Here is a 12,225-nt window from a genome sequence, read left to right on the forward strand (position 1 = left end):
TTAATCGTTTGTTTATCTCTTTAACCTAAGCAGCCGTCAGCCATTGATGCAGGCTCATACCTAAGAGGGTAAACAGCAATGATCCAAGCACATGAATCAAAATCGCAGCACAGGCATAACCCAATTTACCACTTTGTAATAAGGTAATAATCTCAGCCGAAAATGTTGAGAACGTGGTCAATGCACCACAAAAGCCCGTGATCACGAACAGTTTGTAATTGGGGCTGAGAGGGCTTTGAGAAAAATAGGAAATTGCAAAACCAATAATAAATCCACCAACAAAGTTGACGGTGACCGTTCCTAAAGGAATATTGGGGAAAATAGGATTCAGCTTTAAACCCAAAAACCAACGTAACCATGCACCTAATACCGAGCCAAGTGCGATTGAGAGTAAAGGATAGTACATGATTTACCCCATACACTGCGCTGGAGCTAAAATGATATTCAGCATGAGTTTATAGCTAATTTTCTGAAATTTTTTCATTTGCGAACTCCAAAATGGGAACAGAGCACGCACAAACCTACGCCCCCTGTTCAGGGTAACGTAGGCATCATTAGCCAAAACGGCGGTTTGTAATAGGAGGAATGCCATCTCCTTTGCTCTAAAATAACATAATTTTTAGACAACTCAACTGCTGTTTATAAACACAAAGTTATCCACAATTTATTGAGATTCTGGCAATACTTTTTCTCCCACCACATAAAAATCCAGTTTAGGAACCACAAAAGTAAAAGCTGCGGTATCATCATCTAAACCAAATTGTTGCAACAATTGAGGAGCCTGTAATTTATCAATCTCAGCAGCCTGAATTTGTTGAAATTGCACAGGCATGTTGATATCCCCTTGCGACATCCGAGTCGGTTGGTCAATCCATTCAGCCCACGCATGATCTTGATCCACCAAAAATTGAACGGTCTCCTCCCATGAGGAAAATAAGCTTTGCCAAGCCTCAGGTAAACGTTTTTGCATGGTGATGTGTATATCACTGCTAAAAGAATAATCTTCATCCATGCGAATACGAGTATGAATCGCGTTTCCATCTCGTTGATGCTGAAAATTTGGTGCATATTGCGCAGGCATCACATCACTGGCGAGGCGACCACCGATCACATACAAAGCTTGATCAATGATCACTTGTTCAAAGATTACGGTCTTGGGCTTTGATTCATTTAAATAAAAGCGCCAATTACTTTGCCGAAGTGAAGGCATTAACTGGCGTACTTTTCCAAGGAAATTAAAGCCAAAATGCTGGTGCTGATAAGTTAAAATAGTAAAGATGGTTTTGCCCTGCTTTTCCCATAAAATAACAGGATCTGGATAACGCTGGCGAACTTGCTCAACATCCACCAACCAAGACAAATAAACCACATTGCTCACCTGACTTTGTAAACGCATAAAAGGAAGTATGCGCATTACCATACGACGGAGTTGCAAGACAAAACGACAATTTAATATCGGTGCGAAAAATCGCAATGTAGACCAGGGTGAGGACCACCTTAAACGGTGTCTATTCATTATTATTCAAAAGATTGATGCTCGCTTTGAGCATAAACTACCAAGATTACAACATCCAGTTCAAATACGATACTGTATTTAAATGTTATGATGTGGGCATTACTTCACCAAATATGGAATTTTGAAATGGCTCAAAGCTTATTGGCACAACTTAAAGATGGTTCAGCAAAGTTTGCAGACGTATTGGCATTTATTGAAGCGCGTTATCAACATACGCCAACAGCCTTTCAAAATGGCGCACAATCAAATGCTGAAACCGAAAACCAAGGCAGCGCAAAAGTACTCAGCTTTGCGCAAATCGAAGGCTTAAATCAAGCGGAGACGCTCAGTTTATTTGCGGAACATTATGCATCTGTATTGGCGACACCTGAAGCAACAGATCATCAAAATATCCGTCAGTTTATGCAAAATGGCTGGGATGGCGTGAAGTTTGAAGGTAAAGCACTGACTGCAAAATAAGATAAAGGAGGTACTTAACCTCCTTTTTTATCATCATTTTCTATTGTAATGTTGGGTCTAACCAGTTTAGATAAATTTGTTGTTAAACTATAAAAATCGCCACCCATTTTCCCAACACTATCGAGTTGCTGCTGATCAATCATCTGCCCATCCCACAACCGATCATCGACATAAATCGATTTGACATCCAGCAATACGACTGTACCTCCAGATGCTAAGCTACTGAGTTGAATCACCTCTCTTAATTGGCATTCGTAACGCACTGGTGCATATTTTACTGCCAAGGCTGCGACTGCATGGCTCGGTTCAGACTCAATCTCAGCAAAATCAAACTCACTTTGCTCTGGGGGCAATAAAGCACAAGATAAATTCATCTGTTCAAGTAGTTGTGAATTTACAATATGAATCGCACATTGTTGCGTCTCGATTAAATTCCTCAAAGTATCTTTATCTTGCCCATCTCTTGGATTGACTTGTGAATACCAAAGGATGGGAGGATTACAACTCGCAACGTTAAAGAATGAATAAGGGGCTATATTAGCCACGCCACCAGCAGAAATTGTACTGATCCATGCGATGGGTCTAGGCGTAATTCCCCCAACCAACAAACGATAGATCTGATTGGCATCTAACTCGGAGGTTTCAAAAATCATGATGGTTGCACTACCTACTTATGGGCGTTCGGTATATTGTGGTAAATCATCTGTAATGCAGTCCCATTCTGCTTTTGACGCCGCGAAAATATGCATGCTTGGTTTTTGCTGTAAAGGTGTATCCAATGTACCAATTCTTAAACGATACAATTCTGGCTGCATATCACGTGAGCTAATGAGTGGTGAACCACATTCGCCACAAAACCAGCGATAAACACCTGCAACAGCAAATTTTTTAACGAGGTGCTCACCTTGTATAATTTTAAAATCTCTACTACTAATCGGTGCGTTGGTGGCATAAGCCGTCCCGTTAGCTTTACGGCAACGCTGACAATGGCATTGGACGATCTCACCAATTTCACCCTGAATTTCGTAGCGGATGCCCTGACATAAACAACTCCCTTGATATACTGGCGATTGTTCAGACATATCATCATACATCCTATATTTATTGACTACTCAAAACTAACACTATTCACATATCAAACAAAGTACAAAACAGCGTATTTATCTGCTTAAAAAATGTTGTACGCCTTGCCCTGCTGCTCGCCCTGTGGCAAAACAAGCCGTCAGCAAATATCCACCTGTTGGTGCATCCCAGTCCAGCATTTCGCCACAGCAAAACACATAAGGATTAGATTTCAATTGCAATTGTGGAGATAAAATATCTTGCTTGACCCCGCCCGCACAGCTAATCGCTTCTTCGATTGGGCGGAAACCATCTAAAGAAATACTGAGATGCTTGATCTGCTGCACCATTTGCTTGGCATCCGACCATAAGCTTTTATCAACGATTTCCCGAAGCAAATTAATTTTGACCTGATCCAAGCCTGCTTTACGCCAAAGATTGGTAAGAGACTGCTTCTTATTGCCTTGTAATTTCTTCTCTAATTGTTCAATACTCAGGTCTGGAAGTAAGTCTAGGTGAAGTTTTAGGTTTTTCTTTTGGCTCAGCTGTGTTCTTAAATCACGTCCCAATTTATAAACCACACCACTTTCAAAACCATAGTGCGTCACCACAATATCGCCATGCGTTTTATTTTCTGAATTTACCCATGCATTGACACGTTTCAGTGGCTGACCAAAACAGTCGTGCATAAATGGCGACCATGTTTTTAATACCCCGACATTGCTCGGTTGAAAGGGTTCAATTTGATTGGGCTGCAACCATTGTTGCCATACGCCATCGCTACCCAGTTGCGACCATGATACTGCACCACACGCCAACACAATCGCATCATAGTTTTTGATTAATTTTTCAGTGGGATTTTCAATGGTGAGCTGATTTTCAGATAATTCTACACAACGATGACGGTAGTGAAACTTAACCCCATTCGCCAGCAAACGTTTTAACCAAGCACGCAACAACGGTGCTGCTTTCATTTCTACTGGAAACACACGCCCTGAACTGCCGACATAGGAATCGATCCCAAGACCTTGCATCCAATTTTGAATCCACTGAGCATCACATTGTTTCACCCAAGGGCTCAACCAATCGGTACGATCATAGCGTTGGATAAATACGTCTACAGGCTCAGCATGGGAAATATTCAATCCCGTTTTGCCTGCCATTAAAAACTTGCGTGCCGCCGATGGCTTTTGTTCATAAACCTCAATATCGTAATCGTATTGGCTCAGTACTTCAGCCGCCATCAATCCTGCTGGGCCTGCGCCAATAATCGCAATGCGTTTAGACATCAAGGTTCTCTTGAATATTCTGCCCTTGCAATGGTGCAAAATCATCAAAACGGGTTGTATAGCCTTCTGGTTTTCGAATGATCAATTGTTGGCACAATTCACCACGTTCTAAGTACTTAATTTCAAAATGAGTACGTGCAGAATCTACTGCAATTTTCTGCTTTTCATATGGCAGTTTCCATAGCTCAATCAACTGCTGTTCAGCTTCATCAATATATTCAGGAATATTGCTTGCGAGCGTAATCGAGCCATTGGGCTGAAGACGAGAAAGTAAGAACTCAAAGAATGGCATATTCAGCCAACGTTGTGCAGGATTATGCGGCTCTGGATTTGGATAGAGAATAAAAAATTGTTCGACCTGTGCAGGATATAGGGCATGCACAATCCAAGGTAAAGCATCGGCATGAATCGGATTGAGATATTCACGCGGTTCTAGTTGATGCTGTTTTTGCATAGCCAGAAATTTTTCTTTGGTTCGTTCAATCGCATACAACGTGGTGTGTGGATTTTGCCCCGTAAACAACAAGGCATGTTTGCCTTTTCCAGCACCAATTTCGACACAAATCGATGTACTAGGAATGGCAATAAAATCACGAGGGGCTTGCATACGTTGTGCTTGAAATTGACGAATCGACATAATCTCATCAAACTATCTAGAAATCGGCATAAGTCTAACAACTCACTTTACTTTTGCCTAATCTATTTGTTTTATGTTTTAGGAATTTTCTATGCCACGTACATTTCCCTGCCCTCGTTGTGGTGAAGCCAGCACTTGGGAAGGTAATGAATTTCGTCCGTTTTGCTCAGAGCGTTGCAAACTAATCGATCTTGGGGCTTGGGCGAGCGATGAATACAAATTACCTACTCAAGATGCCCCTCAATCAGGCTTGCAACGCCAAGAAGATGATTATGAGGACTAACCTGCTTTACTTGCCACAAAAGGATTAAATTGCTTTTCATAGCCGATGGTACTCATCGGTCCATGACCTGAGATAAACTGAGTTTCATCAGGCAAGCTAAAGCATTCACGCTGAATTGAATCAAGTAATTGCTGGTGATTTCCTTTAGGAAAATCAGTACGCCCAATCGAACCTTTGAACAATACATCACCGGTCCATAGCAAACCATGTTTGGCATTATAGAACATCACATGACCAGGCGTATGACCAGGCGCAAAACGGACTTCAAATTCATCCTCACCCAGTTTCAACGTTTCGCCCCCCTCTAACCACTGATCAACTTTGACAGGTTGTGGGATCGGGAAACCATAGCGTGCTGAGACTTCTTGGATCATATCAAGCCAAAACTGATCTTCTTTATGCGGCCCAATCACTGGAATATTCCATGTCTCAGCAAGTTCACCCACCGCACCTGCATGATCAAGATGCCCATGCGTTAACCAAAGTGCTTTAACATTTAAACCGAGTGCTTCTACTTGTTGTTTGAGTACAGCAGCATCACCACCTGCGTCAATCAAAACAGCCTCTTTACTTTCACTATCCCAAAGAATAGAACAATTTTGGGCAAATGCAGTAACGGGTACAATTTTGACTTGCAGCATAAAAACCTCTGGCGAAATAAAACGTCAATTTAACGATGGGCTAAGGTATGAGTAAGGGCATCAAGATTAGCCTGAACTAGACTAGCAAGCAAATCAATATGCGCTTTATCGCTGTTCAAAGCAGGAATATAAGCATATTCCCCACCACCCGCATGTTGAAACAGTTCTTTATTCTGGATGGCCAACTCTTCCAATGTTTCTAAACAATCCGCCGAAAATGCAGGACTCAATACTTGCACTGATTTAACTTTTTGCTCACCCCATTGCTGTAAAATCACATCCGTATATGGCTTAACCCATTCCTGCTTACCAAAGCGAGATTGGAAACTAATAGCCCATTCATGCTCATTTAGGTGCAATGCTTCAGCAACGAGTTTCGCTGTCATACGACAACGATCAGCATAAGGATCACCTTTATCCGCATACGGCTGCGGGATACCATGAAAAGACATCAATAATTTTTCAGGTTTACCATATTGGGCTTGATAAGCGACAACACTATCCGCCAATGCCTGAATAAACATGGGATGTTGATAATAATCTTTGATTAACGTCAGACCGGGTAAATGGCGTTGTTTAGGAATCCATCTGGCAAAAGCATCATAAAGGGGTGCTGTTGATGTTGCGGAATACTGAGGGAATAAAGGTAAAAGGATAACGTGCTCTTGTGGATTTTTTTCAAGCTGCTCAAAAACACCATATATGCTGGGTTGCCCATAGGTCATAGCAGGAACAACCGTCAAATCAAAAGGCTGATTTTCCGATTGTAAGCGTTGCTTCACCAATTCAGTTTGCTCAAGCACAATTTCTCGCATTGGTGAATCTTTTGACCATACAGAAGCATAAGCTTCAGCCACTCTTTTAGGACGGAATGTCAATACAAATAAATGTAAAATAATCCACCAAATCGGTTTCGGGATTTCAATGACACGTGTATCGGATAAAAATTGTTTTAAAAATCGACGTACTGCTGGCACAGTGGCTTCATCTGGCGTACCTAAATTTGCTAAAACCACAGTCACTTTTGGTTTTGGTGTAGCTGACATAGATCGCTTCCGCTATAGCTGAATTTCTTCAATTACTTTAGCAGTTTTATGATTATTTTTTAAATTGAATTAATGCATGGTCTTAAATTGAAAAACCCGATTACTATCCAAAATGTTACTTTCTAATAACTTCTGCCCTTTTGAGGTCAATTGCCATAACATCCGTTGGCGATCATCACGGCCAGTTGGCATAATCCATTCATTTTGACGCATTTGTGTTTTAATTTCATGGAGTGCACGAATATTGATTTGCGCGCGAGAAACAGCATGCGCGCGTGGCATTTCCTTGCGCGCATCATCCAGACCCGTTTCATTTAGATATTCATTCATGCGCTTGGAAAAATATTCTTCAGGTGTTGGAATCACAAATGATGAACCAAGCACATTCAGTAATTGTGCCCATGTCATTTTACGGAATGGTTTAACTTCTTTGAAATTACCATCTTGATAAGCATGCATACGATATTCAAATGAATAAATCTCATGCATTGATACCTTTGGAACAGTTGCAATCGGATCGACTTCTCGACTTCCAACTTCAGTTTCAAGTTGTTTTACTTTTGCACGCAAACTGTCAATTTCATCTTGTAAAACTTGCGTATTTTGCGGACGCACCCAACCGACCACAGGATAACGCTCTAACATTTGTGGCATATTCGAACGTACCGCAAGTTCTAAATCACGCAAAGTCCGATAAGTAAAAACTTGATCAACTTCATGTTGAAGCTGTTTTCTAAACTCTTTGAATTTTTCTCTCAATTCTAATTTATGATCGTGTAATACAGCATCACGTGATTCAGGATCTTCATGCATGAATACAATCACAGGTTTCTGCTTCGTCATGGCGTAAATATATTCCAGATGCATGTAACCAACACCTGAAACGGATTGTTCGCCATACTGGCTACCTAATAAGATTACGACGTAATCACAGTCATCTATTTGACGACGAGCAATAGAGGTACTTAATGGTGTGCGGTGTTCTAAGCCCCACGAAAAGAAACCCATCCCAACCAAAGTTTGAGTCAAGACTGCTCGCTCTGGTTGCATTTCATTGCCAGACGTAGAAATAAACACTTGATAACGGGTATCTTGCATAGGCTAAGCCTCAATTCACTGATCAATAATTTTAAGCTATTTTGCTTAAATTTTATTAATAGATAACCTAGATCAAACCACAAATATGATTAGATTTTAAGCACTTAAGCAGTACTTTCATCCAAATTGCGAATCGTCCATGTTATTTGTTCTGGTACTAGATGTTTGAGCACTAATGATAACTCAATCGCATTATTACCACTGACATAACATTCAATACGTGTAATATTATGACTTATTTTGTCACATAATAACCTATTTTTTATTAAAATATATGCTGTTTGTCGTGCAACCGCTTGCCCAGAGTCAATTAACTTTAACTTTTCACCAAAAACCTGACGAATCGCATCTTTTAGGAAGGGATAATGGGTACAACCTAACACTAAAAAGTCCGCACCTTGAGCAACAACAGGCTGTAAAATTTCTTGCAATACATTCAAACAACCTTGACTCATTTGCTGACCTGACTCCACAAAAGGTACCAGTTTTAAACTGGTTACAGCGAGAACTTTCACCCCAGCAGGTTCAGCAAATTTGAGCATGACATCTTTAATCAATTGACCACGAAAAGTTGCTGGTGTTGCTAACACTGCTACAACTTTAGATTGGGTTTGGATCACAGCAGGCTTCAACGCAGGAACTAAACCTACGATTGGAAAACGCTCACCATAATAATCTCGCAAATAATCCAAACTAAAAGCTGAAGCAGTGTTACAAGCGACAACTGCAATTTTGCAACCTTGTCGATACAACCACTCAATTGCTTGAGCAGTAAGCTTGCGAATCTCTTGATCTGAACGCGCACCATAGGGAACATGCGCTGTATCTGCATAATAAAGAATGCGTTCATTCGGTAAATGTTGTGCAATTTCTTGTGCAATCGATAATCCACCAATACCCGAATCAAAAACCCCAATTGGCGCATCAGCAGATGCGTGTGGCATAGGATCCAATAAGAGAGGCATAGGTTGAACAACTGTCATACACACGTGAGCACTAATTTATCTAATCTTTTAAGCTTAAACCTCAGGTGCTCAAATGCAAGATCAAATCACCACTTTTTAACGTTAAAACAGCCTCACCTTGAGCATTTTCAGACAAAGAACCATAGTTCACGAGATGATAAAAACTTTGTCTCTGGATTAAAGCATTGATACCAAAACGTATATGTACATATGGGCGTAATTCACCTGCATATTCACGCATAAAAATAGGGTGTGTTTCATCTACAATCACGACGTCCTGATTGGTTGTAGAGACTTGCAAATAAGATTTTCCATCGATTTCAATTTGATCCACATGATTGATTAATAAAGGCTCATCTTCCACCTCAATTTCAATCTGCTCTACAGGTGTTTTAAGATAAAATTTACCCTCTTCTTTCCAAAGCACTTTAGTAAACAAATCCAATAGTGCCTGCCGCTTGATCAATTGACCTTCGTGCCACCATTCGCCATTGGCTTTTACTTTCAAATCCATTTTGCCACAATGTTTTGGATGCCATTGGTCTAAAGGTGGAATTGACCTTTTGTGACTTTGCTGTACATCTTTTAAGTATTGTGAAATGTTCATTAAGTTTTTATCATCAGAAAACATGATTTTTCCCTGATTTTCTAAAGGGTTTTGTGGAGAATCATTTTCATTTATCATAGTTTATGCCTTGCTGACGAGAAAATATGACCGCTCAGCCAATTGGCGAGCCCAAGGTTTAAAACTATACTATCCCAAACGTTTGCAAGCACAATAGTAGCATTTGTGTTTGGCAATTCAGAACACTCATGGCAGCACCGAATCGCAATATTACGGTTGCCACCCTTAAAAATATGAGGAGTCCTACATGGAACACATCGAACGTGAAGCGATGGAGTTTGACGTAGTGATCGTAGGCGCAGGGCCTGCGGGTTTATCTGCTGCGATTAAAATTCGTCAATTAGCGATTGAAAACAACCTACCTGATCTTTCAGTGTGTGTTGTTGAAAAAGGCTCTGAAGTAGGTGCGCATATCCTTTCTGGTGCTGTACTTGAACCACGTGCCATGAATGAATTGTTCCCGAACTGGAAAGAAGAAGGTGCGCCACTCAATGTACCTGTAACGGGCGACGAAACCTATTTCTTATTGTCTGATACCAAAGCACAAAAAATGCCGTATTGGATGGTACCAAAATCAATGCACAACGAAGGAAACTATGTTATTTCCCTCGGTAATGTTGTGCGTTGGTTAGGTCAAAAAGCTGAAGAGCTTGAAGTTTCTATTTTCCCTGGTTTTGCTGCTTCTGAAGTGCTTTACCATGAAGATGGTACGGTAAAAGGGATTCAAACAGGTGATATGGGAATTGGCAAAAATGGTGAGCCAACACATAACTTCACGCCTGGTTATGAACTCCATGCAAAATATACGCTATTTGCTGAAGGTTGCCGTGGTCACCTCGGTAAGCGCCTAATTGCAAAATATAATCTTGATAAAGATGCTGATCCGCAACATTACGGTATTGGTATTAAAGAACTTTGGGAAATTGACCCAGCTAAGCATAAGCCTGGTCTAGTGATGCATGGTGCAGGTTGGCCATTATCTGAAACAGGTTCTGCGGGTGGTTGGTGGCTATACCACGCTGAAAACAACCAAGTAACTTTGGGTATGATTGTGGATTTATCTTATGAAAATCCAAATATGTATCCATTTATGGAAATGCAACGTTGGAAAACTCACCCAACCATTAAGCAATTCCTTGAAGGTGGTAAACGCATTTCTTACGGCGCACGTGCAGTTGTAAAAGGTGGCTTTAACTCTTTACCTAAACTGACTTTCCCAGGCGGTTGCTTGATCGGTGATGATGCTGGTTTCTTGAACTTTTCAAAAATCAAAGGCTCTCACACTGCAATGAAGTCAGGTATGTTGTGTGGCGAGGCTGTGTTTGAAGCAATCGCAGCGGGCGTCGAAAAAGGTGGTGATCTTGCAATTGCTCGCGTTCTTGAAGGCGACGATCATTTTGTTAAAGAGTTAACGACTTATACAGATAAGTATAATAACTCTTGGTTAAAAGAAGAGTTATATCAAGCACGTAACTTTGGTCCAGCGATGCACAAGTTTGGTACTTGGATTGGTGGTGCATTTAACTTTATTGATCAAAACATCCTTAAAGTGCCATTTACCTTACATGACTTAAAACAAGACTTTGCTGCACTTAAAACTGTAGATGCATCGACGTTCAAACCAAACTATCCAAAACCAGATGGTAAGTTGACCTTTGACCGTTTATCTTCAGTATTCGTATCAAATACAGTGCATGAAGAAAACCAACCTGCTCACTTAAAGCTAACTGATCCATCAATTCCAGTGAATGTAAACTTACCAAAATGGGATGAACCTGCTCAACGCTACTGCCCTGCTGGTGTTTATGAAATCATGGAAAATGATGATGGTTCTAAGCGCTTCCAGATTAACGCAGCAAACTGTGTACACTGTAAGACTTGTGACATCAAAGATCCATCACAAAACATTACTTGGGTAACCCCTGAGGGTGGCGGTGGTCCTAACTATCCAAATATGTAAATTTTTGATAAAAACCAAGCTTCGGCTTGGTTTTTTATTTCTTAGGTTTAGCGTAACAATGAAAGTGCAATCATCCACATCACCACACCAATGATCCCATCAAGCAATTTCCATGCTTTCGGATTGGCAAAAACTGGACGTAGTAGACGAGCACCAAAACCTAGACTAAAAAAGAACAAGAAAGACGCAGAAACCGCTCCTGCTGCAAACGCCACTTTATCAGTATATTGTGCTGAAATTGAGCCGAGCAACACCACCGTATCCAAATAGACATGTGGATTTAACCAAGAAAAACTCAAACATAACATCAAAGTTTGCGCCAAAGTTGTAGTTGGTTGTGCTGAGGCAACGAGACCACTATTGGCTTTATAGGCGTTATAAAAACTACGTAAGCCGTAAATAAATAGGAAGGCAGCACCAAAATATTTCATGACTTGAATCAGCCCTATCTGCTGACTCAAAATCGATGCAAAACCGAAGACACCAAAGCAAATCAAAACTGCATCAGATAATGCACAAACAAGGCAAACCCAAAACACATGTTGCTTTAACAATCCCTGTTTCAATACAAAAGCATTTTGTGCGCCAATCGCTAGAATTAAAGAGAAACCTAACAATAAACCTGAAATATATGTAGAAACCAA

At 40.7% G+C, this 12,225-nt stretch carries 15 protein-coding genes and 1 riboswitch; of the genes, 3 read left to right on the top strand and 12 right to left on the bottom strand.

Annotation, left to right across the window (positions count from 1 at the left end):
- Nucleotides 1-25: 25 nt before the first annotated feature.
- Nucleotides 26-406, bottom strand: coding sequence for a fluoride efflux transporter CrcB (gene crcB / locus HYG88_RS09485; RefSeq protein ID WP_178882975.1), 381 nt, complete (start codon nt 404-406; stop codon nt 26-28).
- Nucleotides 407-538: 132 nt separating this feature from the next.
- Nucleotides 539-605: riboswitch (Fluoride riboswitch) on the bottom strand.
- 59 nt (nt 606-664) lie between these two features.
- On the bottom strand, nt 665-1,516 hold the full coding sequence (locus HYG88_RS09490; protein WP_005162752.1) for a DUF2071 domain-containing protein: 852 nt from the start codon (nt 1,514-1,516) through the stop codon (nt 665-667).
- A gap of 126 nt (nt 1,517-1,642) precedes the next feature.
- Here HYG88_RS09490 and HYG88_RS09495 point away from each other — a divergent pair, with 126 nt between their 5' ends.
- Nucleotides 1,643-1,975, top strand: a complete 333-nt coding sequence (locus HYG88_RS09495; protein WP_005162753.1) for a HopJ type III effector protein — start codon at nt 1,643-1,645, stop codon at nt 1,973-1,975.
- Nucleotides 1,976-1,989: 14 nt separating this feature from the next.
- On the opposite strand, the gene HYG88_RS09500 is transcribed toward HYG88_RS09495, so the two are convergent.
- From HYG88_RS09500 to HYG88_RS09515, 4 genes are all read right to left on the bottom strand, one after another.
- Nucleotides 1,990-2,628 (bottom strand): flavin reductase family protein, encoded by a 639-nt coding sequence (locus HYG88_RS09500; RefSeq protein WP_005162756.1) that lies wholly within the window; start codon nt 2,626-2,628, stop codon nt 1,990-1,992.
- An 18-nt stretch (nt 2,629-2,646) separates the two neighbouring features.
- Nucleotides 2,647-3,057, bottom strand: coding sequence for a GFA family protein (locus HYG88_RS09505; RefSeq protein WP_005162759.1), 411 nt, complete (start codon nt 3,055-3,057; stop codon nt 2,647-2,649).
- Between the two features lie 78 nt (nt 3,058-3,135).
- Complete coding sequence (locus tag HYG88_RS09510) at nt 3,136-4,326, bottom strand: FAD-dependent monooxygenase (protein WP_178882976.1); 1,191 nt, start codon at nt 4,324-4,326, stop codon at nt 3,136-3,138.
- Nucleotides 4,319-4,963 carry a hypothetical protein gene (locus HYG88_RS09515; RefSeq protein ID WP_005162765.1) on the bottom strand — a complete coding sequence of 215 codons (645 nt, stop codon included), beginning with the start codon at nt 4,961-4,963 and terminating at the stop codon, nt 4,319-4,321. Before HYG88_RS09515 ends, HYG88_RS09510 begins: the two co-directional genes overlap by 8 nt.
- A 91-nt stretch (nt 4,964-5,054) precedes the next feature.
- Here HYG88_RS09515 and HYG88_RS09520 point away from each other — a divergent pair, with 91 nt between their 5' ends.
- Nucleotides 5,055-5,246, top strand: a complete 192-nt coding sequence (locus tag HYG88_RS09520) for a DNA gyrase inhibitor YacG (RefSeq protein ID WP_005162768.1) — start codon at nt 5,055-5,057, stop codon at nt 5,244-5,246.
- On the opposite strand, the gene HYG88_RS09525 is transcribed toward HYG88_RS09520, so the two are convergent.
- The 5 genes from HYG88_RS09525 to HYG88_RS09545 all read right to left on the bottom strand — a co-directional run bounded on the left by HYG88_RS09525 (nt 5,243) and on the right by HYG88_RS09545 (nt 9,681).
- Entirely contained in the window at nt 5,243-5,887 is a 645-nt protein-coding gene (locus tag HYG88_RS09525; protein WP_050042095.1) for an MBL fold metallo-hydrolase, read from the bottom strand. The two genes, HYG88_RS09520 and HYG88_RS09525, sit on opposite strands and share 4 nt — an antisense overlap.
- 29 nt (nt 5,888-5,916) lie before the next feature.
- On the bottom strand, nt 5,917-6,933 hold the full coding sequence (gene hemH, locus HYG88_RS09530; protein ID WP_087542988.1) for a ferrochelatase: 1,017 nt from the start codon (nt 6,931-6,933) through the stop codon (nt 5,917-5,919).
- A gap of 69 nt (nt 6,934-7,002) precedes the next feature.
- Complete coding sequence (locus HYG88_RS09535) at nt 7,003-8,031, bottom strand: DUF4062 domain-containing protein (RefSeq protein WP_005162780.1); 1,029 nt, start codon at nt 8,029-8,031, stop codon at nt 7,003-7,005.
- Nucleotides 8,032-8,135: 104 nt separating this feature from the next.
- Nucleotides 8,136-9,014 carry a glutamate racemase gene (gene murI, locus HYG88_RS09540; RefSeq protein ID WP_178882977.1) on the bottom strand — a complete coding sequence of 293 codons (879 nt, stop codon included), beginning with the start codon at nt 9,012-9,014 and terminating at the stop codon, nt 8,136-8,138.
- A gap of 43 nt (nt 9,015-9,057) precedes the next feature.
- Nucleotides 9,058-9,681, bottom strand: a complete 624-nt coding sequence (locus HYG88_RS09545; protein WP_178882978.1) for a DUF1285 domain-containing protein — start codon at nt 9,679-9,681, stop codon at nt 9,058-9,060.
- Nucleotides 9,682-9,868: 187 nt separating this feature from the next.
- Between HYG88_RS09545 and HYG88_RS09550 the strand changes: the two genes are divergently transcribed.
- Complete coding sequence (locus tag HYG88_RS09550) at nt 9,869-11,581, top strand: electron transfer flavoprotein-ubiquinone oxidoreductase (RefSeq protein ID WP_087536294.1); 1,713 nt, start codon at nt 9,869-9,871, stop codon at nt 11,579-11,581.
- A 47-nt stretch (nt 11,582-11,628) separates the two neighbouring features.
- Here the strand turns inward: HYG88_RS09550 and HYG88_RS09555 are convergent, their stop codons facing one another.
- A complete protein-coding gene (locus HYG88_RS09555; RefSeq protein WP_178882979.1) occupies nt 11,629-12,225 on the bottom strand; it encodes a LysE/ArgO family amino acid transporter in 597 nt (198 codons plus the stop codon).

It is taken from the genome of Acinetobacter sp. SwsAc4 (assembly GCF_013391535.1).
GTDB lineage: Bacteria > Pseudomonadota > Gammaproteobacteria > Pseudomonadales > Moraxellaceae > Acinetobacter.

Bases quoted from the DNA above. Each gene is read 5' to 3' on its own strand.
- crcB (WP_178882975.1), bottom strand. From the start codon at position 406: ATGTACTATCCTTTACTCTCAATCGCACTTGGCTCGGTATTAGGTGCA.
- HYG88_RS09490 (WP_005162752.1), bottom strand. From the start codon at position 1,516: ATGAATAGACACCGTTTAAGGTGGTCCTCACCCTGGTCTACATTGCGA.
- HYG88_RS09495 (WP_005162753.1), top strand. From the start codon at position 1,643: ATGGCTCAAAGCTTATTGGCACAACTTAAAGATGGTTCAGCAAAGTTT.
- HYG88_RS09500 (WP_005162756.1), bottom strand. From the start codon at position 2,628: ATGATTTTTGAAACCTCCGAGTTAGATGCCAATCAGATCTATCGTTTG.
- HYG88_RS09505 (WP_005162759.1), bottom strand. From the start codon at position 3,057: ATGTCTGAACAATCGCCAGTATATCAAGGGAGTTGTTTATGTCAGGGC.
- HYG88_RS09510 (WP_178882976.1), bottom strand. From the start codon at position 4,326: ATGTCTAAACGCATTGCGATTATTGGCGCAGGCCCAGCAGGATTGATG.
- HYG88_RS09515 (WP_005162765.1), bottom strand. From the start codon at position 4,963: ATGTCGATTCGTCAATTTCAAGCACAACGTATGCAAGCCCCTCGTGAT.
- HYG88_RS09520 (WP_005162768.1), top strand. From the start codon at position 5,055: ATGCCACGTACATTTCCCTGCCCTCGTTGTGGTGAAGCCAGCACTTGG.
- HYG88_RS09525 (WP_050042095.1), bottom strand. From the start codon at position 5,887: ATGCTGCAAGTCAAAATTGTACCCGTTACTGCATTTGCCCAAAATTGT.
- hemH (WP_087542988.1), bottom strand. From the start codon at position 6,933: ATGTCAGCTACACCAAAACCAAAAGTGACTGTGGTTTTAGCAAATTTA.
- HYG88_RS09535 (WP_005162780.1), bottom strand. From the start codon at position 8,031: ATGCAAGATACCCGTTATCAAGTGTTTATTTCTACGTCTGGCAATGAA.
- murI (WP_178882977.1), bottom strand. From the start codon at position 9,014: ATGACAGTTGTTCAACCTATGCCTCTCTTATTGGATCCTATGCCACAC.
- HYG88_RS09545 (WP_178882978.1), bottom strand. From the start codon at position 9,681: ATGATAAATGAAAATGATTCTCCACAAAACCCTTTAGAAAATCAGGGA.
- HYG88_RS09550 (WP_087536294.1), top strand. From the start codon at position 9,869: ATGGAACACATCGAACGTGAAGCGATGGAGTTTGACGTAGTGATCGTA.